Origin of the sequence: Actinopolyspora sabaoui (genome assembly GCF_051225635.1) — a bacterium.
GTDB lineage: Bacteria > Actinomycetota > Actinomycetes > Mycobacteriales > Pseudonocardiaceae > Actinopolyspora.
The window spans coordinates 321222-345110 of sequence record NZ_JBMIHH010000004.1; the positions used below are offsets into that span (position 1 = coordinate 321222).

The 23889-nt window shown below is 65.6% G+C and carries 22 protein-coding genes; 15 read left to right on the forward strand and 7 right to left on the reverse strand.

All coding sequences use genetic code 11. The annotated features are described in order from the left end of the window. The first annotated feature begins 13 nt into the window (after positions 1-13). On the forward strand, positions 14-1024 hold the full coding sequence (locus ACOQFL_RS08990; RefSeq protein WP_435543638.1) for a sugar phosphate isomerase/epimerase family protein: 1011 nt from the start codon (positions 14-16) through the stop codon (positions 1022-1024). A 359-nt stretch (positions 1025-1383) separates the two neighbouring features. Here ACOQFL_RS08990 and ACOQFL_RS08995 read toward each other — a convergent pair whose 3' ends face one another. Beyond that, on the reverse strand, positions 1384-2331 hold the full coding sequence (locus ACOQFL_RS08995; protein WP_435543639.1) for a ScbA/BarX family gamma-butyrolactone biosynthesis protein: 948 nt from the start codon (positions 2329-2331) through the stop codon (positions 1384-1386). Positions 2332-2505: 174 nt separating this feature from the next. On the opposite strand from ACOQFL_RS08995, the gene ACOQFL_RS09000 reads away from it, so the two are divergent. Continuing rightward, positions 2506-3534, forward strand: coding sequence for an MDR family NADP-dependent oxidoreductase (locus tag ACOQFL_RS09000; protein ID WP_435543640.1), 1029 nt, complete (start codon positions 2506-2508; stop codon positions 3532-3534). A gap of 35 nt (positions 3535-3569) precedes the next feature. Here ACOQFL_RS09000 and ACOQFL_RS09005 read toward each other — a convergent pair whose 3' ends face one another. Both ACOQFL_RS09005 and ACOQFL_RS09010 read right to left on the reverse strand, forming a co-directional pair. Beyond that, a complete protein-coding gene (locus ACOQFL_RS09005) occupies positions 3570-4289 on the reverse strand; it encodes a ScbR family autoregulator-binding transcription factor (protein WP_435543641.1) in 720 nt (239 codons plus the stop codon). A gap of 84 nt (positions 4290-4373) precedes the next feature. After that, on the reverse strand, positions 4374-5003 hold the full coding sequence (locus tag ACOQFL_RS09010; RefSeq protein WP_435543642.1) for a ScbR family autoregulator-binding transcription factor: 630 nt from the start codon (positions 5001-5003) through the stop codon (positions 4374-4376). A gap of 548 nt (positions 5004-5551) precedes the next feature. Here ACOQFL_RS09010 and ACOQFL_RS09015 point away from each other — a divergent pair. Then, on the forward strand, positions 5552-7171 hold the full coding sequence (locus ACOQFL_RS09015; RefSeq protein WP_435543643.1) for an ATP-binding cassette domain-containing protein: 1620 nt from the start codon (positions 5552-5554) through the stop codon (positions 7169-7171). Between the two features lie 178 nt (positions 7172-7349). On the opposite strand, the gene ACOQFL_RS09020 is transcribed toward ACOQFL_RS09015, so the two are convergent. Beyond that, entirely contained in the window at positions 7350-8780 is a 1431-nt protein-coding gene (locus tag ACOQFL_RS09020; RefSeq protein ID WP_435543644.1) for an FAD-binding oxidoreductase, read from the reverse strand. A 318-nt stretch (positions 8781-9098) separates the two neighbouring features. Here ACOQFL_RS09020 and ACOQFL_RS09025 point away from each other — a divergent pair, with 318 nt between their 5' ends. Beyond that, entirely contained in the window at positions 9099-9335 is a 237-nt protein-coding gene (locus tag ACOQFL_RS09025) for a hypothetical protein (RefSeq protein WP_435543645.1), read from the forward strand. A gap of 444 nt (positions 9336-9779) precedes the next feature. Next, on the forward strand, positions 9780-10526 hold the full coding sequence (locus tag ACOQFL_RS09030; RefSeq protein ID WP_435543840.1) for a formate/nitrite transporter family protein: 747 nt from the start codon (positions 9780-9782) through the stop codon (positions 10524-10526). Positions 10527-10662: 136 nt separating this feature from the next. Here ACOQFL_RS09030 and ACOQFL_RS09035 read toward each other — a convergent pair whose 3' ends face one another. Continuing rightward, entirely contained in the window at positions 10663-11550 is an 888-nt protein-coding gene (locus ACOQFL_RS09035; protein ID WP_435543646.1) for a mycobacterial-type methylenetetrahydrofolate reductase, read from the reverse strand. Positions 11551-12224: 674 nt separating this feature from the next. Between ACOQFL_RS09035 and ACOQFL_RS09040 the strand changes: the two genes are divergently transcribed. From ACOQFL_RS09040 to ACOQFL_RS09070, 7 genes are all read left to right on the forward strand, one after another. Continuing rightward, positions 12225-12941, forward strand: a complete 717-nt coding sequence (locus tag ACOQFL_RS09040; RefSeq protein WP_435543647.1) for a TSUP family transporter — start codon at positions 12225-12227, stop codon at positions 12939-12941. A 68-nt stretch (positions 12942-13009) separates the two neighbouring features. Further along, positions 13010-13522: an O-acetyl-ADP-ribose deacetylase gene (locus ACOQFL_RS09045; RefSeq protein ID WP_435543648.1), complete on the forward strand. Its 513-nt coding sequence runs from the start codon at positions 13010-13012 to the stop codon at positions 13520-13522. Positions 13523-13562: 40 nt separating this feature from the next. Continuing rightward, positions 13563-13733, forward strand: coding sequence for a chorismate mutase family protein (locus tag ACOQFL_RS09050; RefSeq protein WP_435543649.1), 171 nt, complete (start codon positions 13563-13565; stop codon positions 13731-13733). A 272-nt stretch (positions 13734-14005) separates the two neighbouring features. Next, positions 14006-15499 carry a SulP family inorganic anion transporter gene (locus ACOQFL_RS09055; RefSeq protein ID WP_435543650.1) on the forward strand — a complete coding sequence of 498 codons (1494 nt, stop codon included), beginning with the start codon at positions 14006-14008 and terminating at the stop codon, positions 15497-15499. A 473-nt stretch (positions 15500-15972) separates the two neighbouring features. Beyond that, positions 15973-16998 carry an MBL fold metallo-hydrolase gene (locus ACOQFL_RS09060; RefSeq protein WP_435543651.1) on the forward strand — a complete coding sequence of 342 codons (1026 nt, stop codon included), beginning with the start codon at positions 15973-15975 and terminating at the stop codon, positions 16996-16998. Between the two features lie 386 nt (positions 16999-17384). Then, a complete protein-coding gene (locus ACOQFL_RS09065) occupies positions 17385-17588 on the forward strand; it encodes a cold-shock protein (protein WP_092626912.1) in 204 nt (67 codons plus the stop codon). Positions 17589-17840: 252 nt separating this feature from the next. Further along, positions 17841-18590, forward strand: a complete 750-nt coding sequence (locus ACOQFL_RS09070) for a hypothetical protein (protein ID WP_435543652.1) — start codon at positions 17841-17843, stop codon at positions 18588-18590. A gap of 37 nt (positions 18591-18627) precedes the next feature. Here the strand turns inward: ACOQFL_RS09070 and ACOQFL_RS09075 are convergent, their stop codons facing one another. Beyond that, positions 18628-19119 carry an SRPBCC family protein gene (locus tag ACOQFL_RS09075; RefSeq protein WP_435543653.1) on the reverse strand — a complete coding sequence of 164 codons (492 nt, stop codon included), beginning with the start codon at positions 19117-19119 and terminating at the stop codon, positions 18628-18630. A 375-nt stretch (positions 19120-19494) separates the two neighbouring features. Between ACOQFL_RS09075 and ACOQFL_RS09080 the strand changes: the two genes are divergently transcribed. The 3 genes from ACOQFL_RS09080 (at position 19495) to ACOQFL_RS09090 (ending at position 22498) form a co-directional block, all read left to right on the forward strand. Next, positions 19495-20520 (forward strand): NAD(P)-dependent oxidoreductase, encoded by a 1026-nt coding sequence (locus ACOQFL_RS09080; protein ID WP_435543654.1) that lies wholly within the window; start codon positions 19495-19497, stop codon positions 20518-20520. Beyond that, entirely contained in the window at positions 20517-21665 is a 1149-nt protein-coding gene (locus ACOQFL_RS09085) for a DUF1015 family protein (RefSeq protein WP_435543655.1), read from the forward strand. The genes ACOQFL_RS09080 and ACOQFL_RS09085 overlap by 4 nt, the downstream gene beginning before the upstream one ends. A gap of 416 nt (positions 21666-22081) precedes the next feature. Continuing rightward, positions 22082-22498 (forward strand): CBS domain-containing protein, encoded by a 417-nt coding sequence (locus ACOQFL_RS09090; protein WP_435543656.1) that lies wholly within the window; start codon positions 22082-22084, stop codon positions 22496-22498. Positions 22499-22586: 88 nt separating this feature from the next. On the opposite strand, the gene ACOQFL_RS09095 is transcribed toward ACOQFL_RS09090, so the two are convergent. Beyond that, the gene (locus tag ACOQFL_RS09095; RefSeq protein ID WP_435543657.1) at positions 22587-23675 is read right to left on the reverse strand and encodes a VIT1/CCC1 transporter family protein; all 1089 of its coding nucleotides are present in this window, start codon (positions 23673-23675) and stop codon (positions 22587-22589) included. Positions 23676-23889: the final 214 nt, after the last annotated feature.

The following is a 23889-nucleotide window of genomic DNA, read 5'->3' on the forward strand; positions in this document are numbered from 1 at the left end:
GGAAAGGATGATCATGTCCCGACCGATCACACTGTTCACCGGCCAATGGGCCGACCTGCCGTTCGAGGACGTGGCCCGGCTCGCCGCGGAGTGGGGCTACGACGGCCTGGAGATCGCCTGCTGGGGTGATCACTTCGAGGTGGACAGGGCACTCGCGGAGAAGGACTACGTACGACGGAAACGAGAGGTGCTGGAAAAGCACGGCCTGAACTGCTGGGTGTTGTCGAACCACCTGCTCGGACAGGCCACCTGCGATTATCCGATCGACGAACGACACCGGAACATCCTTCCACCGGAAATCTGGGGTGACGGCGATCCCGAAGGCGTTCGGCAGCGTGCCGCGGAACGGATGCGGGACACGGCAAGAGCCGCGGCCGAGTTCGGCGTGGACAAAGTCGTCGGCTTCACCGGATCTCCGATCTGGTACACGGTGGCGATGTTCCCACCGACTCCCGACGAAATGGTGCAACGTGGTTACCAGGAGTTCGCCGACCGCTGGAACCCCATCCTCGATGTGTTCGACGAGTGCGGTGTCCGGTTCGCGCTGGAGGTCCATCCCACCGAGATCGCCTACGACTACTGGACCACGGTTCGCACCCTCGAAGCGGTGGACCACCGATCCGCACTCGGACTGAACTTCGATCCCTCGCATTACGTGTGGCAGGGCTTCGATCCGGTGACTTTTCTGTGGGACTTTCGGGACCGCATCCTGCACGTCGACTGCAAGGAGGCCCGTGTCCGGACCAATGACGGCCGCAGCGGCCTGCTCGGGTCACACCTTCCCTGGGGCGACCCCAGGCGTGGCTGGGATTTCGTGTCCACCGGACACGGCCACGTCCCGTGGGAGGACTGCTTCCGCACGCTCAACGCGATCGGCTACGACGGACCGATTTCCATCGAGTGGGAGGACGCGGGCATGGATCGGCTGCGGGGTGCTCCCGAAGCGCTGGAATTCGTACGGAAGCTGAACTTCACCCCACCTTCGGTGTCTTTCGATTCCGCTTTCGGTTCCGAGACGCAGTAAGATCTCCGACTTCGCGTGGTGACCACTGTCAGTCACCACTTTCGGTGCCATCGAGCCCAAAAACGACTTGGCAAACCGACTGCGCGGTTTGCCAAGTCTCCGCCGAGCGATTTCACCGTACGGCCGCTGCCGCGCACCTCCGTGAACTCTTCCCGCCGTTCCGCGCAGGCATTCCCTCGCACTTCGCACTCGCAGCGCACATGAGTCGGGTGCACCGCGAGGCGACGGAGCCCCGGCTCGGATGGTCGCCCCACTCACAGTATTCCGGGGCGACACGGCAGGACCGCGACGGCGTGGGTGGCGTACCCGCCCCAGCTCGGGTGCCGCCACGGAAACCTGCCGATCGAGCACTGTAGCGGCTAGTCGGACACTCGCCGGACCCGTACGGTCGAGTCGACCGCGACCCGCCCCTCCTGTTCCAGAGTCACCCGCATGGCATCCCGCGCGCCCGATGCGTCATGGATCCGTACGAAACACGAGCGCCCCAACTCGATGTAATTGTGGAAGTGGGTTCGCATTCCCACCGGCAGTATCGTATCCGGACAGAACTCGGAACGTACGGCTTGCCGCGCCGCTTCCAGGGCCGTCATTCCCGGAACATGATCCACCGGATGGTCGAACAGCACCGGGTGCGTACGCCCGTCCCGCAACAACCAGATCCGTTCGTGCGGAGTCGGCGCCAACAGCACGTCTGATGGGCAATCACGACCGACCACCCACGGCGGGACCGGATCCGGAAGTTCCGCTTGACCGGCCATATCGGTGAAGTCGTCGCAGCCGGCCCGAATTCGTGCGTAAGCCGCCGGAGATATGCAGCTGTACGGCAGCGTGACTCTCCCGACGAACACCCCGTCACGATATCCGTGCACGTGCATATCCGCCCCGGCGAATGTCTTACCACGCCGTTTGACGTTTTCGCAGTGAATTTCCAATACGATTTGAGCCGGAGCGTCCGCGAGACGAAGTGCTTCCGGCTCCACCTGATACTCCAATGTGTCCATTATGAACTGATGCCCGTAGGGCACATCGAAGCCGACGTGTCCAACGACCAACCCCGCCTGACGGACAGCCTCCACGAACAGCAGAGGATCGTGACCGCCCGCGACAGGCCCGTAAAGGGCGTGTGCACGAGGTAACTGCGCCCCCAGTACGAAATCGTTCTCGCTGCGTTTGTCGAAACTGGTAACCAGAACCTCGGTGTTCGCGGCACGATGGACCCAGCGCCGCGGCAAACTCTGCTCGAACGAGACACTCGGTTGTTCACGGGACTCTTCGGTGACGGTGTCGGCGACGATACTGCTGGTCATAAGGCCCTCCACAGCATTAAAGATACCTACCGCGCGGTTTGAAATCCCCATTGCTGAGCATAGAGACCGGTTAGTCGGTTTTTCAAGAGTGTGGTGAGTAGTCTTGGGGAGAAAATTCGGTCAACCGGCTCGCCACCCGGATACGACGGTTCGACGATGATTGGCGGTGTTGCTGTGACTACCGGACCGGTGTACGTCTCTGCGGAACCGAACCGGGAAGTACATCTCGGCGAGGCCAGTGGCATGCCACTCACCTCGGAACACTTCCGTGTGATCACCACAGCGGTGCCCCGCCCCGGGGTCGGCGAAGTTCTGGTGCGCAACAAGCTCATGGCAGTGACGGCGGCGATGTGCACCATGATGGTCGCCGAGGAACTCCCGATGCCTTCCTACCGCCGGGGGAGCCCACTGTGGGGGGCCGCCATCGGCGAGGTCGTGGCCGCGGGCCCGGCGAGCGGTATCGAACCCGGTTGCCTGGTAAAGCACGAACTGGGGTGGCGCGACTACGCGCTGCTGGACGCGACGGAGGTCGAGCCGGTCGAGCTCACCGACTCACACGACCCCGGTGCCCTGCTCTCGCACGGAGCTCCCGCCTGGGCCGCGTTGCACAGGGTCGCGGGGGTCGGTACCGACGACACGGTTTTCGTGAGCGGTGCGGCAGGTGGCATCGGCACTCTGGCCGGACAGATCGCGCGACACCTCGGCGCAAAACGAGTAGTGGGCAGCACCGGCTCGACGGAAAAGGCCGACTACCTGCGTCGAGAGCTCGGCTACGACGAACTCGTGTTGCGGAACGAGGCCAGTGTCACGAATCAGCTGCGGATGGCCGCACCGGAGGGGCTGGACGTCGTCTGTGACACCGTGGGCGGCGAACAGCTCGAAGCCGCTGTGGAAAACGCCAACACCGGGGCACGCGTGGCTCTGCTGGGAGCACTGTCCGGCCAACTCGGCGGGGACGGGCTCAGCGCACCGACCCGCTTGGACTCCGCGCTGCTGATCAGGCGAAGAATGGAAATCCGGGGTGTCTCACTGCGGGATCACGCGGACGCGGTGCGGGAGTGGGGCCGCCTGTTCGTAGCCGGTCTCGCCGAGGGGTCTTTCAGCTTTCCACACACCAGGCTGTACGGCCTCGAACGAGCCCCCGAGGCACTCCGTGAACTCGTGGCCGGCAAGCACTTGGGGACCGTACTGGTGGAACTCTGAAACTACGCCGCGGAAACGCACTCGGGCGCGAGGGCTCACGAGGACGCGATGTCGGTGGTCTCGGTCTGCTGGGGAATGCCGTCGAAGTCGTCGAAATCACCGAGGCCCTCCGGCTCGATCCGTGCCAATATCCCCGGAGTCGCGATTCCCGGCAGTAGATGACGCCACAACGTGGCGACCCGGTCACACACGTCCTCGCGGTTGGTGGCGGCTTGTGAGAACAGCTGGACACCCAAGTAGGAGGCGACGAACATTTCCGCGGTCTCCGCCGGGTCGACGGAGGGCAACACTTCCCCGCTCTCCTTGGCGGAGACGAACAGCGACCGGAACACACTGGTCCACTGCTGGTACGGAACGATCGGTTCCTCACCGAACCCCGTCTCCACCGCGATTCGCGTCCCCGCCTGCAACAACGGATCGGACCGCAACGCCCTGGCGACGTGCTGCGAGAGATCGACCGCGTCCTGCAGCCGCGAACTCGTCACGGGCACGGTCGATATGTTGGTCTGCTCCTCGATAACGGCCTCTGCCAGCGCCTGCTTGGAAGGGAAGTGGAAATACATCGCCCCCTTGGTCACCCCGGCGTGCTCGAGGATCTCCGCGATCGTCGCCCCTTCGTAACCACGTGCGGCGATCACTTCGGCCCCGGCCCGCAGCACCAGGGCCCTCGTCCGCACCGCGCGTTCCTGCTTAACCAAGCTCTCCTCCAGCACGTTGCCGTACCACCGACGTCCCCGCCTCAACCGCTCGGACACGTCTGGTCTGTTGCTTCGGTCAACATATCAATCCAACCGGGCGGTACTTTTCACTGCTGAACCACTGTGCACCTCAGCGCCGGGTCACCACTCGGACGGCGCCTCCCCTGAGGAACCCGTCACCGCGACCGCCTGCTCACGCACATGCAACAGCATGTGCCAGATGCGCTCCACGCTGCCCTCGTTCCACCATGCGGGATTGTTCCGCACCAGGATCTCCAAGCCCACTGTGGCCGAGACCAGCAGACCCGCCCCCGCCTCGAGGTCCATCGCGGTGGGCACCTCGCGCTGGTTCCGAGCTCGCACCAGCAAGCGATACACCACACGCCACCAGTGGTGGTACGGATCACCCGACAACCGAGTGCTGACATCGGTCTCTCGCGCCAGTCTGATCATCGCACGGGCGACCACATCCCGACGAAGAGTACGCACGAGAGCTCCACACAACAGAGCCAGCGTGTCCAGCGCCGAGCGGTACCAGCGATAGTTCTCGCTCACCACTTTCCCGAGTCTTGCGAGTCCGGCCTCGTAAACGGCGTCCGCGAGCTGTTCCTTGGTGTCGAAATGGAAGTACAGCGCCCCCTTCGAAACGCCGGCGACCGCCACGATGCGAGTCAGTGTCGCGTCCCGCACGCCGCCGCGTTCGACCACCTCGGCAGCGGCCTGCACCACCCGGGACCGGGTCTGTTCGGCCCGTTCCTGCCTCATCGCCATCACGACATGCTCCCTGTCTCATCTTCAAGAAAACCAACTAAGCGGTTTAAATATTTTCACTGTACTGCCAATGCACAGGAAGAACCAACGACCGAACAGGCGTAGGAAGAGTAGATACTCTTCGTGTTCCCGCGTGATGCGGGCTGGATACGCTCACAACGCGGGCCACGACGCCGATCGGCGAGAAACGAAGAAGTAGGATGAATTTCATCACACGACTTCGTTTCGTCCTCGAACCGGCTCTGAGCCGAACCGCGAAGTCCACCACTGCCCCGGACGCCCCGAGGCGCTCGAGGTGCAGCGGCGGGTTGCCCGCCCGGCGGACAACGACATAGAATCCGCTCGGTTCTGCTGCCGTCCGGAGGAGGGAAAGTGCGCCGCTGAGGTCTCGGGACATCGCGTGCCCCTCGGGTACGCAGTGACGTGACCTCGGATCGTGTGCCATCCCGATCCCAGTTGCAGTCTTCTTTCCGGCCGTCCCGCTGTGTGGCGGCGCGGTGTCTCCACGCGTTGGCTGATCGACTCGAAACCTCTCTGGAGACAGCACCATGTCCACACGCGACCGCACTCTTGTCAAATGCGCCGCCGTTTCCTTCGAGTGGCCGGACGGCACGGTAGTACTGCACGATCTCGACTGGGCTGTGGCAACGGGACGAACCGGTGTCGTCGGTTCGAACGGAACCGGCAAGTCCACCCTGCTGAAACTGCTCATCGGCGAGTTGTTCCCCCGAGCCGGAACCATACGAACGTCCGGTGAGCTCGGTTATCTGCCACAACGGCTCACTTTCGACGAAACGGCGCGTGTGGCGGACGCTCTCGGCGTCACCGCCCGCCTGGCGGCGCTGCGGGCCATCGAGGCCGGGGAAGCCCGAGAGGAGCATTTCACCGTGCTCGGTGAGGAGTGGGACATCGAGGAACGTTGTCTGGGAATGCTCGACGGCTTCGGTCTCGGGCATCTCCGGCTCGACAGCGCGCTCGGTGAACTGTCCGGCGGAGAGCTCGTCCTGCTGCACTTGGCGGCTCTGTTGTTGCGACGGCCGGAAGTACTGCTGTTGGACGAACCGACCAACAACCTCGATCGAAAGGCACGGCACCTGCTGTACGAAGCGGTTCGCTCCTACGAGGGTGCGCTGGTCGTGGTCAGTCACGACCGTGAGCTGCTCGGGCTGATGGATCGAATAGCGGAACTGCGGGACGCGACCGTGCACACTTACCACGGAAACCTGGCCGACTACGAGGCGGCGGTTGCCGCCGAGCGGGAAGCGGTCGAACGCTCGGTGCGATCGGCCGAGGCCGATGTGAAACGACAAAAACGCGAACTGATCGAGGCCCGCGAGAAATCGGACAAACGACGTTCACGAGGTGAACGCAGCGCCGCCGAGAACCGCATGCCCCGGATAGTGGCGGGGCAACGCGAACGGGACGCGCAGGTATCTGCGGGTAGACATCGTATCCTGCACGAACAACGGCTCCAACAGGCTCGGCGACAGTTGGCGGATGCTCGGGAACAGGTCCGCGACGAGGAGAACATCCGGGTGGATCTCCCCGCCACCGCCGTGCCCAACGGCCGTCGAGTGCTCTCGGTCCGGCAGGCCGAGCTGCGCAACGGAGTCTCGATTCCGGAGCTGGAACTGCGTGGTCCGGAACGGGTGGCGTTGACCGGACCGAACGGGGCGGGCAAATCCACCCTGTTGCACACCGTGGCCGAATCGTTGCCGGTGGCACACGGTGCTGTCGAGGTCGGTGTGCCCCTGCGCTACCTGCCCCAGCGCCACGAGGTACTCGACGAATCGCTTTCGGTGGCGGCCAACGTCGCCCGGCTGGCCCCCGAAGCGACGGACAACGAGATCCGGGCCCGGCTGGCCCGTTTCCTGTTCAAACAACAGCGCGCGGATCAACCGGTACACACTCTTTCCGGCGGGGAACGGCTCCGGGCCGCGCTGGCCGCTCTGCTGCTGGCGCAACCGGCCCCGCAGCTGCTGTTGCTGGACGAACCGACCAACAACCTCGACATGACCAGTACCCGCGAACTGGCCGAGTCGCTCGCCGACTACCAGGGCGCGCTGGTGGTGGCCAGCCACGACTCGGCGTTCCTGCGTGATCTCGGTATTACCAGGTGGTTGTGGTTGGCGGAGGAACTGACGGAGACGGATCCCGAATCGACGTGACACCGAGGGGACCGGCCGCGGTTCCGACTCGTGTGGTCAGGGTCCCCGTGTGGTCAGGGGTCCCTGTGTGGTCAGGGTCCCTGTCGGCCAGCTTTCGGGCGGCACTTCCCGGCGGAACCTCCCGCCCGTGACCGCCACGGGCCCCTCGAGTTCGGATGAGCTCCCAGCCGGGACCCGCTCATTCCGGGGGAATGTTGGAATTCGAGCGGAACAGGTTTTCGGGATCGTATTCGGTCTTGAGCCGCGTCAACCGACGCAGATTCGTCCCGAACGCGGCTCGGCGCACCGAGTCGTCGACCTCCGTGTCACCGCTGAAGTTCAGATACGTTCCCGCCGCCGCGGGCAGTGTGGCCGCCTCGGCCACGGTGTCCCTCACCCATTCGGTGACTCGCACGCTGTCCGACGGATCGAGCCAGTTCCCGTCCACACTGAGCATGTAGCCGGCCTGCCGGTCCCCGAACGCGGTGCCCGAGGCATCGACACGCTTCATGGCACCACCGAGCAGTGGAAGGTGCACCATCGTCAACGGATGCGGCCGTTGCCGTGAACGGCGCAGTACCAGTTCGACGGCGTCGTCGGTCAGTTCGTCGAGATATATCGACTTCCAGTAGCTGAGCAACTCCCCCCGCGGGAAGAACGCGTCGAACGAGGACTGCGCGAGCCGATACGGTGTGGGGCCGCTGAGATCGGCCACCGGTGTTCCGAACCGAGCGATCGGGTCGAGTACCCGCTGCCCGTTCTCCACATCGCCCGCGTACAACGCCGCGAGGATGAACACGTCCCTGTTGTGCAGCTCCGGGGGCAACGTCGGGTCGGCGGGCATGGTCCAGAACAGCGCTCTCGTCGTCACTTCCTCCGGAACCGTGTCCGCCCAGTTCCGCCACAGCGGGAACAGCGTATCGGCATCGCCCGCGTCGTAGATCACGGTGGAGTCCATCACCGTGGGACCCAGCGGGTGAGCGTCGAACTCGAAGGCGGTGACGATCCCGAAATTGCCCCCACCGCCGCGCAGCCCCCACATCAGCTCGGGGTGATGCTCGTCGTCGGCGTGCACCACCCGACCGTCGGCGGTGACGAGTTCGACCGCTCGAAGATTGTCGCAGGCGAGACCGTAGGCACGGTGCAGCCAACCGATTCCGCCACCGAGAGTCAGTCCGCCCACCCCGGTGGTGGACACGATTCCACCGGGCACCGCCAGTCCGAACAGCTGTGATTCCCGGTCGACGTCGCCCCAGGTGGCGCCGCCCTGTGCCCGTACCACTCCGTGCCGTGGGTCCACCGTCACGGCACGCATCCCGGAGAGGTCGATCAGCAGACCTCCCTCACAACTGCTGTGACCGGCCACACTGTGTCCACCGCCCCGAACCGTGACCAACGACCGGCTCCTGCGTGCCAACTCGACGGCTTCGACGACGTCGGCTGTCCCGTGACAGCGCAGCACGAGACCGGGCCTGCCATGAAACGCACCGTTCTGCACCACGCAGGCCTGCTCGTACTCACTGTCCAGGGGGCCGATCACCGAACCACGGAACTCGGCTCGGAAGTCGCGCAACGTCTCCTCCGAGAGGGTGGTCGGTTCCGGCGTGAGTGTTCGCAGTTGTGCGGACATGATCTTCTCCGACGATCTCGACGAATCAGTTTTCGCGGCTTCCCGTGCGCGGGTGTGGTCGCCCAGCGATCTTCGGTCCGCTCGTACTCCGATCCCACTACGCGCGTGCGCCGCGTCCTGCCGTGGCCAGTTTGCGCTCACCACCGGTACGGTCGATACGGACGAATGACACTTGGAACTCATCGCGGAACGGCCCGCTCAGCCCACCCGAGCAAGGCAGGTGAGTCGGCGTCTCACCGAGTTGGGCGGGCTCTGCAGGGGCCTAGCCCTGACGTATGCTGCGCACTCGCGATGCAACCGCTGTCCGAGCGAGGTTCGATGAATTCCCGAAGGTTGACCTTCGTGCTGATGCGCACCGGAGTGTTCCTGGTGGCCGGGCTGGTGCTGTTCACCGTCATCGGCTGGTCATCCCTCGCGACTACCGCGGTGGTGCTGATCGCCGCGGCGATGGCGGTACAGCTCGGCGGCATAGTGTGGCTGCGCCGCACCGAGCGGACGGCGGAGAACTCACCGAACGAGGGAGCGGAAAGGCACCGCACCGCATCGAACGAGTGATTCCGTCGTACCTTCCGGTCGCGGCGGTACTCGTTCGCGGGAACCAGCGTCGCGGGGCCGTGCCCGCTCGGCGGACACCGGCGGCGTTCAGACGGGTGAAACAATACCTGCCCACACGGAACCGCCATTGTCGCGGCGCCTAGCACCACCCCTCCAGAGGGATTTTCCCACCGGGGTTACGCCCGGAATATCGGCTTTGCGACACTTGCGGGCCGCGGCTCGAACAACGGACTTCTTCCCCTGACAGCAAGCATCTCTTCCGCTGGTGGGCGACACATGGCGTTCGGGAACGCGCGGCGTCCGAGGCCGATACACCCGGAAATTGGCCCTTACACCTTCGAACGCGAACACAGGTAGGTCGTGGTTACCAAGCAGATTGAGCAGCCTAGTCACGTAGTCACCCCCCACGCGCCGGAAACTCGACAACGACCGCGCGAGAACGAGGTGGACCGTGCCATCGATCGGATCATCGAGAAGGGGCGTCCCCGTCTCTACCGAACGTGGCCGCAGTTGTTGGCGACCGCTCTGGTCGCCGGTGTGGAAGTGGCACTGGGCGTGCTCGCTCTGCTGACCGTGTACCAGACCACCGGAAGTCCGCTGCTGGCGGGCATGGCGTTCTCGATCGCCCTGATCGCGCTGCTGCTCGGCCACGCCGAGCTGTTCACCGAGGGCTTTCTCGTACCCATCGTGGTGGTGGCGGCTCGCCAGGCCACCTGGCGACGACTGGCACGCTTCTGGGGCGGAACCCTGGCCGGCAATCTGCTCGGCGGATGGGCGCTGATGTTCGTGGTGATCACCGCGTTTCCCGACCTGCACACCACGGCCGTGGAAATGGGGGGCAAGTTCGCCAACGCCGCCCTGTCACCCAAGAATCTGTGTCTGGCGGTGCTGGCCGGTAGTGCGATCACGCTGATGACCAGGATGCACAACGGCACCGACAACGACATGGCGAAACTCACCGCCAGCGCCGTCACCGGATTTCTGATCGTCGGAACAGGTATGCACCACTCGATACTGGATTCGCTGCTGATATTCGGCGGAATCCACGCCGGGGCCGACTACGGATACCTGGAATGGCTCAGCTGGTTCAGCTGGACCCTGCTGGGCAACATCATCGGTGGAGTCGGAATCACAACGGCGCTGCGACTGATCCGAGGCTACACCCGAATCCGGGAGTGGCGACAGGCGTAACGATGCCCCGTGCGGGGACGGTGACCGTCGTGCGAGCGAACGGTTCCGAGCCGGCGGCCGGAAAGCACATGCGGGCGGCGAAACGACAACCGGTTTCGCCGCCCGCATCCGCTCCGTCAGCTCTGGCTCCACGCCGTCAGCTCTGGCGGGGCGACCAGTAATCCAGCATCTCCGCGAAGGTCTCGAAAGCGGGCTTGGAGTTACCGTAGGGCGCCTCCAGATGAATGCTCAGCGGGAAGCCGAGGTCACGCACCCCGTCCACGACCCGCTTGTACAGGTCCACGAGTTGACGCTTGCGTTCCTCGAAGGACTTCTCCGCCAGCCTGGCGACGAACTCCTGTTCCTGCTCCACAACCGGATTGCCCGGATCCTGGATGAGCCAGTCGATGAGCTTGGCGTTGCTCTCGGCACCCGGCACGAAACCGAACGAGAGCAGGATCTCCGGACGGTGCGGGTTCTGCTGCGCGAACTCCTTGAGGAAGCCGACGATGGCATCCGAGTACAGCAGCTGGGTCATGCCGTAGGTGGCGCCCCGCTCGCACTTGAAGTTGAACCGGCCGTGTTCGCCCTCACGGGTGGGAATGAGAATGACGCCCCGGTTGGGGACGGTTCCCTTGAACTCGGCCAACGCATCGGTAGGAGCCATCCCGGGCCCCTCACCGTCGCTCATGTTGCGCGGCACACCGACGAAGGCGATGCCTTCCATACCGGCGTTGCGAAGGTCGCCGATACGGTCGGTCAGCTGCTGCTTGTCGTGGAATGCCGTGACCTGGGTACACAGCCCCTTCACATCACCGATCTCGGGACGAACGGCATGCCAGAAATCGAGCGTGTCCATCTTCTGCTTGATCTCGACCGGACGATCGTCGTCCTCGGCGATCAAACCAGGGATCATCAGGTGCTGGATGCGGTCCCCGAGCCCGGACGTGCGGCAGCTCTCGGCCACCTTGCGGCCTTCCTCAACTGCGCTCTCCACACCGCCGTCCTGATCGGGCGGCACCAGTTCGAGTGCGATCGTTTCCATGTCGGCCTCAGGTTTTCCTTCTGTCGACGTCGGTCACGGCGGATCGTGGCTGCCGATGGCGGCAAGCCCGCACCACCGCGAGCACGATTCGTGCCACGAGCGAACAACGTACGGCCGTCAATCATCGGTAAATACCTCCGAACAGAGTAGTAGCGTTACTCCGAACGGAGTAACAAAGGGCCTTCCGGGGACGAGCTTGTTCGACGAAAAGGCAGGTCAACCGGCCTAGGAGGGGTCGGTTACCACCGGGGTTGCGCCATCCCGGTGACATCTGTCGCATCGACCGTGACACTCGACGTGCCGAAGGCGTGGACGCCGAGCTCCCGAAACCGGACGAACAGCATCGACGATCAGGCCCGTGAACTGGTATTTCCCCAACCGAAGGCCGGCTCGCGAGCGAGGTCACCCCAGTCCGGGAGATTTCCCGAACCGGGTGGCTCACGCGAAACGTCCCAGCTGTCCGGTTCGCCACTTCTCGAGAGAGAACAGGAGCGAACGGCCCCACGGAAGCACCACCGGAACCAACCGCGAGCACATCCGGGGACGCATCCGAGAGCCGCTATCGACGCCGGACTATGAAGTCGAACACACCGAAGGGTCCCCGCACTCGTACCACTTCCGCTGTGGGGGTTGACTCGGTGCCCCGAGCCTGTCCGAGACGATCGAGGAAACACTTGAGCATCTGGATGCTGCTACTGGCGGGGGCGATCGTGCTGAGCGGAGCGGTCGTGCAGGGAGCGGTGGGGTTCGGCATGAACCTGATCGCCGCCCCGCTGCTGGCCATCGCCCACCCAGCGCTGGTGCCGGTTCCGCTGTTGCTGACCGCCTCCGCGTTCGCGATCCTGCCCCTGCTCCGCGAAAGGGGCCGGGCCGACTGGCGTGGAGTCCGGTGGGGGCTGCTCGGCAGAGTGCCCGGAACCGTGCTCGGGGTCACCGCGCTGGCGCTGCTGCCGAATCGGTGGCTGGCGGTACTGATCGGCCTGGTGGTGCTGGTCTCCGTAGTGCTGTCCCTGGTTTCGTGGCGTCCCGAGCCGGTGCCGGGAACCCTCTTCACCGCCGGCATGTTCAGCGGCGTGTTCGGGACCGCCGCCGCGATCGGCGGCCCACCGATCGCACTGGTGTACCAGCACAACGCGGGACCGACGGTACGCACCACGCTCAGCGCCTACTTCGCGCTGGGCTCGGTGCTCTCCCTGATCGCGCTGGTCGCCTCCGGGCAGGTACACGGTGAGCAGCTATTGGCCGCCGGGGTGCTGTTCCCGTTCGCGCTGCTGGGATTCGTGCTCTCGGGTCCACTGCGTCGGATACTCGACAACGGACGCACACGTCCGGTGTTGCTCGCGGTGGCGAGTCTGAGCGCGGCGGTGCTGCTCGGCAAGGCGCTGCTCTGAGCCAGTCGCACACGAGTCATGGAACACGTCGCTGGTGGAACAGTCGGTGCGGACCCGAGAATACGACCATGCATATCACGGCGATACAGGGCGACATCACCGAACAGCGGGTGGACGCCGTGGTCAACGCGGCCAACTCCTCGCTCCTGGGCGGAGGCGGTGTCGACGGTGCGATCCATCGGCGCGGCGGCAGTGAGATACTGGAGGCCTGCAAGCAGCTACGTGCCTCCGAGTACACCGACGGGCTGACAGTAGGGCACGCCGTGGCCACCACGGCGGGCGAACTCCCCGCCCGATGGGTGATACACACCGTCGGCCCGACCTACTCGGTCTCGCGGGACCGCTCGGACCTGCTGGCTTCGTGCTATCGGGAATCGTTGCGGATCGCCGATTCGCTGCCGGCCACCAGTGTTGCCTTCCCGGCCATATCCACGGGTGTGTACCGCTACCCGGCTGACGAGGCGGCACGGGTGGCGGTGCGGGCCGTGCGCGAGGCCGACACCGCTGTGGAACTGGTGCGGTTCGTACTCTTCGACGAAGGGGCCTACCGGATTTTCGCAGCCGAGCTCGGCCAACACTGACCCACACGACGTCGACGGCGTGTAGCCGGGAATCACATCTTTGGACGAGATCAACGACGAACTGCTGAACGCGTTGGCTCGTTCCGGGAACGCCCGCCACGCTCCGGACTGCCGTGTCGAGCTGGCGCGGACCGGTGCACACATGCCTTCGGATCTGGACGCCCTGCGCGGTGGGGCGCCGGCGCGGAGTCCGCACTCCGTGTGCCGTTGACGTAGTGAGTCCTCCGGCGAACGGCTCGGAGTCACGCGGTGGAGATCGAGCGTTCGCCGGAACGCCCCGGCGTAGCGGTGGTTTCGCCCGGGAAGTCATCGGGTGGCCGCTGACGAGGGTTTCGGCGTGGATCACACACCGATATATGTCACACTCCGACCATCTTTGCCGTTACGTAACGGTAGGGTTCGTGGTGATCGCGTGAGCCCCACAGGTGTGGCTCCGCTCCGATCGGTCTTCCAGCAGTGATTCTCCCCGTACGAAAGAAGATGATGTCGTTTCCTGCCGTATTACGTGACCGGATGTCACGCCCGGACTGGTTGTCCCCACGTGTGCTGCGGACCGAGGTGTTGGCCGGTCTCGTGGTGGCGTTGGCACTGATTCCGGAGGCCATCTCGTTCTCCATCATCGCCGGAGTCGATCCCCGGATCGGACTGTTCGCCTCGTTCACCATGGCGGTGGCGATCTCGCTGACGGGCGGACGGCGCGCCATGATCTCGGCGGCGACCGGGGCCATAGCGCTGGTGTTGGCACCGGTGGCGCGGCAGTATGGAGTGGATTACCTGGTTGCCACCGTGCTGCTGGGCGGCGTGTTCCAGGCCGTGCTGGGGCTGCTCGGAGTGGCACGATTGATGCGGTTCCTGCCCCGAAGCGTGATGGTCGGATTCGTCAACGCGTTGGCGATTCTGATCTTCACCGCGCAGTTGCCGTACCTGACCGATGTTCCCTGGAGCGTTTACGCGCTCGTGGCCGTGGGGCTGGCAGTCATGATCGGGCTGCCGCGGCTGACCACCGCGATCCCCGCTCCGTTGGTGGCCATCGTCGCGCTGACCGTGTTCACCGTGGCGGCGGGGATCGCGGTGCCCACCGTCGGTGACCAGGGTGAACTCCCCAGCAGTCTGCCCGTGCCCGGGCTGCCGTCGGTGCCCGTCACCCTCGAGACGCTGCGAATCATCGCCCCATATGCGATCGCTATGGCACTGGTCGGGCTGATGGAGTCGTTGATGACCGCCAAGCTGGTCGACGACATCACCGACGAGCACTCGGACAAGACCCGCGAGTCCTGGGGCCAGGGGCTCGCCAACATAGTCACCGGTTTCTTCGGTGGCATGGGTGGCTGCGCGATGATCGGCCAAACCATGATCAACGTGAAATCCAGCGGCGCGAGGACTCGATTGTCCACCTTTCTGGCCGGGGTGTTCCTGTTGATTCTGGTCGTGGCGCTGGGTCCGGTGGTTGCCATGATCCCCATGGCGGCTCTGGTCGGGGTCATGATCATGGTTTCGGTGGGCACCTTCGACTGGCACAGCGTGCATCCGAGAACGCTACGCATGATGCCCAAGAGCGAGACGGCCGTGATGCTGGCGACCGTGGCCGTTACGGTCGCCACCCACAATCTCGCGATCGGCGTCGTGGTGGGCGTCGTCGTGGCCACTGTGTTGTTCGCACAGCGCGTGGCGCATCTGGTCAACATCGACAGCGTGCTCGATCCGGAGGGCGGGACCAAGATCTATCGGGTCACCGGACAGCTGTTCTTCGCCTCCAGCAACGACCTGGTGTTCCAGTTCGACTACGCGGGTGATCCCGAAAACGTGATCATCGACCTCTCCGAGGCCAACATCTGGGACGCCTCCACCGTGGCCGCGCTCGACGCGGTCGAAACGAAGTACCGCCAACGCGGCAGCACGGTATCGATCACCGGCATGAACGAATCCAGCAAGCAGCGGCACGCCGCGCTGGCGGGCAGACTGGGTGGTGACCACTGAGCAGGCCACGGCGGTCCGCGACGAAACCGGACACGGTGGCAGTGCCATCCACCATGCCATCAACTGGGGGAGCGCCGCGGACCGCTGACTTCCTCCGGACCGGTCCCGGTTCGTAACCGAGCTCAGCTCGCCCACGGCGCTTCCTCCGGCCATGCCCCGGAACCACGAACTCACCCGAAAATCCCAGCAGTCGAAGGTTGTACCGCCTCCAACCCCGGCAATAGGCTGAAAACAATTCCCACTCGGGAAATCAATTGTTTCCGAGTGGACGCGAATTCCCCCGACCGAGAAGAAGGTCCTGCCGGGAGGAAGCCGAGCAGCCACGGTGTCCGACGGAGTCCCACTTCCGCTGTGCTGGTGGCCTCGGCCCACTCGGCCACCCAAGGAGTCGGTGAGCTGTGTCGCACCCACTCGATCGAGTACCGACCGCGTGGTATGCCTGCCGATCACAGGTTGGCGTCGTGGAGGTGAGCATGTCGAGTGCGGATTGGACGGAGCCGGGGGCCTACGAAGTCGCCCCGGGAGTACACCGGATTCCACTGCCGATGCCCGGGGACGGGTTGCGCGCGGTGAACGTCTACGCGATCCGGGACACCTCAACCATCACCCTGATCGACGGGGGTTGGGCGCTGGAGGAGTCCCGGAACCAGCTGGCCGAAGCGCTCGCCACGTTGGGGGCGGAACTCGGCGACATAACCCGCGTTCTCGTCACCCACGTCCATCGGGACCACTACACCCAGGCGGTGACGCTGCGAGAGGAGACCGGCTGCCGAGTCGCTCTCGGAGCAGCCGAACGACCCAACCTACGGTGCCTGATGGCTTCCGATCACGTTCCGATGCGCAGGCAACGGGAACAACTGCTGGAGTGCGGCGCCAAGAACGTCGTCGACGCGCTGGAAGCCGAATTCGGCACGCCGGACGCGCTTCCACCGGAAGGAACCTGGCGGGAACCCGACGAGTGGCTCGACGAGTCGGCCCTGATCGAGTTGGAACAGCGCTCGCTGCGCGTGGTACCGACCCCGGGCCACACCCGTGGCCACGTGGTGTTCCTCGACGAGGCCGCGGGACTGATGTTTACCGGCGATCACGTGTTGCCGCACATCACCCCTTCCGTCGCGTTGGAGCAGGCCCCCGGGCCGGTACCGCTGCGGGACTTCCTCGACTCACTACGGTTGACCCGCTCGTTGCCGGACGCGCGGATGCTGCCCGCTCACGGGCCCGCGGGCTCGAGCGTGCACTCCCGGGTCGACGAGCTGCTGCGGCACCACGAACGGCGGCTGACGACCATGGCCACCGCGGTAACCGAGGGAGCCGAAACCGCATACCAGGCGGCACGGGCGCTGACCTGGACCCGACACGGATACGCGTTGGACGAGCTCGACACGTTCAACCGCACGTTGGCGATACTCGAAACGGCGGCGCACCTGAAGCTGCTCACGGAGTGGGGACGACTCGATGTCGAGCTGGTGGAGGGCGTGGCCCACTACACCACGAACTGAGGCCGGGGACGAGGCACGTGGCACCACACCGTCCCGGGATGTTCAATGGGGACGAAACCGCCGGGGAACTCCGGCACCGTGGAGCGATCCGCCCGATCAACACCCCGGGGAAGGGGCCCGCCATCCGGGCTCATCGCCTTACCCGAGTGGGCCACACGGACTTTTCGATCAGTTGCCACGTGAGTGCTGCACCCCGGAGCCGAGGCGTGTATGATGAGCCTCGGTCGTTTTTCTGGAGTCGTGTTAGAGCACGTTCGCAGATAGTTGGTGCGGGCGAGCAGCTGTCTTTGGTGTAGCTGGAGTAGGCGCCGTCTGAGATCCACGACCATTGGTGACCGTACGGGACGGTCGCCGGTGACCTAATCAGCTCCCGAAAGGAGACAGCCATGCCACAGGGAACCGTCAAGTGGTTCAGCTCGGAGAAGGGCTTCGGCTTCATCGCTCCCGACGACGGCGGACCGGACGTCTTCGTGCATTACTCCGCGATCGACGCCCCTGGCTTCCGCACGTTGGACGAGGCGCAGCAGGTGGAGTACACGGTCAGCCAGGGCGCCAAGGGCCCGCAGGCCGACACCGTCCGCGCGCTCTGATCTCGAGCTTTCGAGCCCGCGAATAAACATATGACGGGGCCCGCTCACTTCGCTGTGAGCGGGCCCCGTTCGTTCTTCGGCCTCGGCACGGCGCACCACCGAACGGCCGAGAGGAGATACGCCCGTCCGGTGGCACTCACCGTGAACCGGGCACATTGTCTGAAAAACTCGTCACATCACAGGATCTGAACCCAGCTGAATGTGACGGCGATCGCAGCGTGGGCGCACGCGGGCTGCCAGGGTGGGCGGCCGATGACCGTTCCCCACCTACTGCCCCGCTCCCCCCTCACCGAACCGTTCGCCGAGACCGAGTACCCCGAGCATCCCTACCCCGGAACGCGCCCCGACTGCTCCTTCGTTCATCTCAACGGGACGGGATACCCCCTGCTGCCCGATTCCACGACCGATTCGGGATGGCGAGTACGCACCGGAACCCGGACGGAACCCTGTCTGGACCGATGGCTGGCCGAGCACGGGGCCGAACCACTGCGGCAACGGCGACCGGTACTCGCATACGGATCCAACGCCTGCCCGGAGAAGATCGGTTGGCTGCGCCGGAATCTGTCGCTGACCGGTCCGGCGGTCGTGCTGCGCGCTGAGTGCGAGGGGATGGCAGCGGTCTGGTCCTCGGGACTGCGGCCCCGCGACGGCCAACGGCCCGCCGTACTCGCCGCTGCCTCGGGAGTCACCGAGCAGCACACGATCTGGTACGCCACCGCGGAACAGCGCCGAGTGCTCGACCGGTGTGAGGGCCGAGGCAAGCGTTACCGGCTGGTACGACTGCACGATTCCGCCTCGATCGCGCTGGAGAACGGTCGAAGCCCCGAGCGCGTGCTCGCCTACACGGCCGCCGCACGAGAGATGGCTCCGTTGCTGGTGAACGGATCCGCCGTGCGCTGCGTCGATCTCGAACAACAACAGGCACTCGGTCTCAGTGGCTCACCGGCCGTCAGTGACGGGCTGGCCTGCTCCGAGATCGTGGGGGAACCGCTGCCTGCCTGAAGAACATTGGGGGCAGCGCCTCGGCAACGGGAACGACTCACCACTCGGTGCGCTCCCGCAACACCCTGATCACCTCCGCCAACCGGTTCATCCCTTCCCGGGCGCCCTCTTCCATACCGCTCTGAACCATCCCGTCACGGTCGGCCACGGACTGAAACACCGAGCTCCCCACGTAGCGGGTCGTCCCCGTGCCGTTCTCCCAGAGGGTCACGCTCTCGAGTGACACGTGTCCGGGCATCCCCTCGTACTCGAAGGTGGCCACTATCCGATGCGGTGGGGTGATGTCGTGGTACACGCCGTGAAAGCGGTACTCGTTCCCCTGCTCGTCACGGCTGATGTAGCACCAGCTTCCGCCGGTGGCGACGTCGTCACGCTCCACCGTGGTGTTGTAGTGCCGGGGTCCCCACCAGCGGGGTACCAGCGTTGGTTCGGTGCAAGCACGGAAGACGATGTCGCGCGGCGCCTCGAACACCCTGTTCAACACGATGTCCTGCCTGCCCGGCATCACGGTGATCTCGGTGTCCGACATGGTCGATCTCCTCGCACGGCCCGTTCCGAATCTCCTCTCCCCCGGAGTGCCCGATCGGCCACGTGATCGCACTGCGTGGCGAGGAACAATCGTGGCTCCGTTTCATGAGCTCGGCGGGCGATCTCCGCACGGGCCGCGATCGCGAGCGGCACGTGATCTTCACGCTGTCGGGCGAGTTGTGCGCACAGCTCGAGGGGTAGGTGTTGACGGTACTCTCCCGAAAAGCCAACATTGCGTTATAAGCAATTCGGTGCGCAATAAGCAACAAGGTGCTATCGTTCGTGACGCTGCGCTGTTGACGTGCCACTGGTGCGGTTGGCCTCGGTGAAATCGGGGAACCACCGGGGCGGTCCACCGATCGCAAGGGAGCCATCGATGCGGATTCTCCTCGCAGACACCTTCCCGGAAACCTCCCTGGCCGAGCTCTCACGACTCGGACACGAGTGCGTGTACCAGCCCGATCTCGACTCCGAACAGCTGCGTGAAACGTTGGGCGGCGCCGAGATCCTCGTCGTGCGCAGCACTCCGGTCGCCGCCGAGGCCTTGGAAACGGGTGACGCGCTCCGGATGGTAATCCGGGCCGGCTCCGGCACCAACACGATCGACAGCGCGGCCGCCGCACGACTCGGAATTCACGTCTGCAACGTCCCGGGACGCAACGCGGTGGCCGTCGCCGAGCTGGCATTCGGCCTGCTGCTGGCGCTGGACCGCAACATCGCCGAGAACGTCGCCGATCTACGCGCAGGCCACTGGAACAAACGACGTTACTCCCGTGCCCGCGGTATCCACGGCCGTCGGGTGGGCGTGCTGGGGCTCGGACGTATCGGTTTACGGTTCGCCGAACGGGCCGTGGCGTTCGGCACCCACGTGTACGCCCTGAACAACCCGGAACGGGATCGGCAGACGAGGGAACGTACCGAGGCACTCGGGATCGAACTCGTCGCCGACCTGCACGAACTGGCGCAGACCTGTGACGTGCTGTCCCTGCATCTGCCGTTGACGGAGGAGACCCACCACATCGTCGACCGCGACCTGCTCGCCCGGATGCGACCGGGCACGATCCTGTTGAACACCTCCAGGGGCGAGCTGGTCGACGAGGACGCGTTGATCGAGGCCATGGAAGCTCGGGGGATCAGGGCGGGCATCGACGTGTTCCCCGACGAGCCGGAGGGCGGGACGGGAGACATCACGTCGCGGCTGGCTACCCACCCCAACGTGTACGGCACCCACCACATCGGTGCCTCCACCGAGCAGGCGCAGCAAGCCGTGGCCGACGAAGTGGTACACATGATCGGGGCTTTTCGGGCGGGCAGCGTACTGCACTGTGTCAACGAACAGCCCCCATCACCCGACCGGGCCGGAGACGCGGCCGTGTCGGCACGTTCCGGCGGTGTCTCATGAACACCCCGCGCATCCAGCACACCACCACCGTCCCCCCGAACAACGCTCAGCATTCCGGCGGGATCACGGTACGCTACCCACGCCTACTCGTGCTCGACCAGCGAGGTGCCGCTCCTCTGGACGGCTCCCTCGAGCCCGAGCGGGTGAAACGCCTGCTCGACGGGGGCGGATACACCCGTCCCCCACGGCCCACCGTGGTGGTCTACCGGCTGCGGGCGGGCAGGCACCAACAGACCGGCGTGGTCGTGGAGGTCTCGCTCGACGACTACCGGGCGGGCAGGATCCGCCGCCATGAGGCCACCAAGCCCGAGCGGGAGCACCGCATAGAGCAGCTCACCGAGGCGGGCGGTGTCGAACAGATGCCGGTGACACTCACGCATCCGGACCGGCCGTATCTGGGTGAGCTCCTCGACGGAATAGCCGAAGGGGAGCCGGACCTTCAGACTGATGCCGCTGGCGGGGTTCGGCACAGTGTGTGGCTGCGGCAGGACGCCATGCTGGCCGGAACGGTGCGGGAGGAACTGGCGAGTGTTTCGACGATCTACATCGCTGACGGTCACCACCGGATGGCGGTCGCCGAGCGGAACGGCCGGTCACACCGGCACTCCACGGAAGAGGATCCGCGCGCGTTCACATTGGCCGCACTGTTTCCCAGCAGCCAGATGCGTATTCTCGGTTACCACCGTTGCCTGCCCGCGCACCGCGAGCTGTCGACGTCGTGGGTACTCGAACGGCTGGCGGCGTTGCCGATGATGACACGGATCGAGGAATGCACCTCGACCGCCACGACCAATCCGGCACCGGGGGTGGTGTTGCTCCGCCTCAACGATCGGTGTTTCCGGCTTCGGCTACGCACGCCCACCGGACCGAACCAGGTGCGGGCGGGACTGGACGCGGTGCTGCTCGACGAGCAGCTGTTGCCTGCCGTCTCACGTATCGTCGATCCGAACGGCCAACACGGCGAGAGCCCCGACGGCGGGGGAAAGTGCTGGTGCTCGTCCCGGAACGCGATCTGCCTGGTGCCGCACCCGCCCACGGTGGAACAGGTCATGGCGGTGTCCGACTCGGGTTCGGTGATGCCACCGAAATCGACCTGGTTCGACCCGAAGGCCGTCGCCGGGCTCTTCGCTCGCGAGCTGCGCTAGCTCCGAGCCCGGCCGCGGCGGCCGGACCGGTCGGCACGGTAAGCAGCGGTTGCGGTGACCACGCTCGTGCGGACACGAAAGACCACGTCGACTGCTGCCGCAGCGGGCCGCAGTCCGATTTCCGGATTCTCCGAGTTCACCACGTGAGCGACCGCTGTCCGGGCAGCGAACGCCACTACCGGCGGTCCGATTACGAAGCCGTTTCGGCGTGGTCGATACGGGCACGACGAGCCCACTGGGGCTGGGGGTGACACCGCTTGAGCACTCACCGCTCGATTGCCGGATACGGCTGGGGCTTCCGGATACGGCTGGGGCGTTTGAGCCTCACAACACCTGGAAACACACAAGGAGGACTCCCGAGCAGCCGGCCCGGAAGCGATTCGGAGCGCCCGGCGGGGACACACCGGAGGTGAGCGATGAGCACGGTACGAGAAATCATGCACCAGGGAGCCGATTGTGTGCGCACCGAGGAGACCGCGGCCGATGCCGCGCGGCTCATGGCCCGTCTCGGGGTGGGCGCACTTCCCATCTGCGGCAAGGACGACAGGATCAAGGGCATGGTCACAGACCGGGACATCGTGATCAAAGTGGTGGCCGAGGGCCGGGACGCCGGGACGTTCCCTGCGGGCGATCTCAATCAGCAGGAGGCCGTCACGATCGGCGCCGACGATTCCACCGACGAGGCGATGCGCATCATGAACGAGCATCGGATCCGGCGCCTTCCCGTGATCGACGGACAGCGTCTCGTGGGCATGGTCACGGTCGCCGACATGGCACGCACCATGCCGGAACCCCGGGTGGGGGAACTGGTCGAGTCCCTCTCCGAGGCGTGAACCCTGGCCTGTGAATCGGGGACACCGACGTTCGGAAGAATGTCCCTCGCGGAGTCGCGCCACGAGCGTCGGACTCGCCCGAACGCGCTCAGGAAGCGGTCACCCCGAACACCAGGCCCAGCAGGAAGGTCATCGCCGCGGCGCCGGCTCCGATACCGAGCTGGCGCAGGGCGCGCGGCAGCGGAGCCGCCCCGGACAGCACTCCCACCGTGGCTCCGGTGAGCAGCAGCGCCGCACCGCTCAACACCGCGGCAACCAGCACGGCGAGCGGGCCGTGAAGCCCGGCGAGAAACGGCAGTACCGGCAACAGGGCCCCGAGCGCGAAGGCTGTGAAACTGGAGGCGGCGGCTTTCGTGCCGCTGCCGACCACTTCCCCGCCGTCGACCTCCTCGCCCGCCGGACACTGTTCCGCACCGGGTCGACGCAGCATCGTCTCGGCACGTTGTTCGGCCTCGGCGGCCGTCATGCCCCGTGCCCGGTAGACCAGGGCGAGTTCGTTGGCGTCCACATCCAGCAACGGCACGGCCCCGTCCGCCGTGTCGTCGGGTTTTCCCGCCGCGAGGAGTTCTCGCTGCGAACTCACGGACACGAACTCGCCCGCCGCCATGGACAGCGCTCCGGCCAACAACCCGGACAACCCGGTCAGCACCACCAGGGTGGTGCCGGCTCCCCCGCCGATCACACCGAGCACCAGGGCGAGATTGCTGACCAGGCCGTCGTTGATGCCGAAAACGGCCGCTCGTAGGGTTCCGGACATCCGCGCCCGCCCCTGTGCGGCCAGCGCGCGCACCACTTCACCGTGCACACGCTCGTCCGCGGCCATGGCCTCGGTGGCGTCGGCAGTGGACTCGTAGTTGGAACGGGTTTCGGCACGCTGCACCAGCGCCAACACGAAGATCCATCCGAATCCCCGGGCGAGGTAGGCCAACACCCGCATTCGGAACGTGGCGCGGCGCGGCTCACCGACGTACTCCCCGAGCAGACGCCGCCAGTGCTCGGCGTGACGCTGCTCGGCCTCGGCCAATCGCAGCAGGATCTCCCGTTCCGTACCGCGCCTGCGGTCGGCGAGCTCACGGTACACGGTGGCCTCGGCTCGTTCGTCGGCCAGCATCCTGCGCCAGGCCCGTAGTTTCGCGGCGGACGGAGGGCGCCTGTCGGCGGCGGGCTGCTCGGACACTGACTCGAGGATGCCACCTCTCGCGGAACCGGGCCGGTCGAAGCCGGACTCCGGAAGAAGTCACGTACGTTCGGCGAGAAGTTCCGGTCCGGACCGAAAGTTCGTACCCGGCGAACCCCAAGCACGGGTGGGACGCGAGCCGCCCGCGGCACGGTAACCAGCACAGTTGCCGATTCGGGGTTCCGGGGTAAGCATGGCGCTCGCAGTAGCCCAG

Coding starts and splice junctions, on each gene's coding strand:
- ACOQFL_RS08990 (WP_435543638.1), top strand. CDS start 14: ATGTCCCGACCGATCACACTGTTCACCGGCCAATGGGCCGACCTGCCG.
- ACOQFL_RS08995 (WP_435543639.1), bottom strand. CDS start 2,331: ATGACCAGCAGTATCGTCGCCGACACCGTCACCGAAGAGTCCCGTGAA.
- ACOQFL_RS09010 (WP_435543642.1), bottom strand. CDS start 5,003: ATGGCGATGAGGCAGGAACGGGCCGAACAGACCCGGTCCCGGGTGGTG.
- ACOQFL_RS09015 (WP_435543643.1), top strand. CDS start 5,552: ATGTCCACACGCGACCGCACTCTTGTCAAATGCGCCGCCGTTTCCTTC.
- ACOQFL_RS09020 (WP_435543644.1), bottom strand. CDS start 8,780: ATGTCCGCACAACTGCGAACACTCACGCCGGAACCGACCACCCTCTCG.
- ACOQFL_RS09025 (WP_435543645.1), top strand. CDS start 9,099: ATGAATTCCCGAAGGTTGACCTTCGTGCTGATGCGCACCGGAGTGTTC.
- ACOQFL_RS09035 (WP_435543646.1), bottom strand. CDS start 11,550: ATGGAAACGATCGCACTCGAACTGGTGCCGCCCGATCAGGACGGCGGT.
- ACOQFL_RS09045 (WP_435543648.1), top strand. CDS start 13,010: ATGCATATCACGGCGATACAGGGCGACATCACCGAACAGCGGGTGGAC.
- ACOQFL_RS09055 (WP_435543650.1), top strand. CDS start 14,006: ATGTCGTTTCCTGCCGTATTACGTGACCGGATGTCACGCCCGGACTGG.
- ACOQFL_RS09060 (WP_435543651.1), top strand. CDS start 15,973: ATGTCGAGTGCGGATTGGACGGAGCCGGGGGCCTACGAAGTCGCCCCG.
- ACOQFL_RS09065 (WP_092626912.1), top strand. CDS start 17,385: ATGCCACAGGGAACCGTCAAGTGGTTCAGCTCGGAGAAGGGCTTCGGC.
- ACOQFL_RS09070 (WP_435543652.1), top strand. CDS start 17,841: ATGACCGTTCCCCACCTACTGCCCCGCTCCCCCCTCACCGAACCGTTC.
- ACOQFL_RS09075 (WP_435543653.1), bottom strand. CDS start 19,119: ATGTCGGACACCGAGATCACCGTGATGCCGGGCAGGCAGGACATCGTG.
- ACOQFL_RS09080 (WP_435543654.1), top strand. CDS start 19,495: ATGCGGATTCTCCTCGCAGACACCTTCCCGGAAACCTCCCTGGCCGAG.
- ACOQFL_RS09085 (WP_435543655.1), top strand. CDS start 20,517: ATGAACACCCCGCGCATCCAGCACACCACCACCGTCCCCCCGAACAAC.
- ACOQFL_RS09090 (WP_435543656.1), top strand. CDS start 22,082: ATGAGCACGGTACGAGAAATCATGCACCAGGGAGCCGATTGTGTGCGC.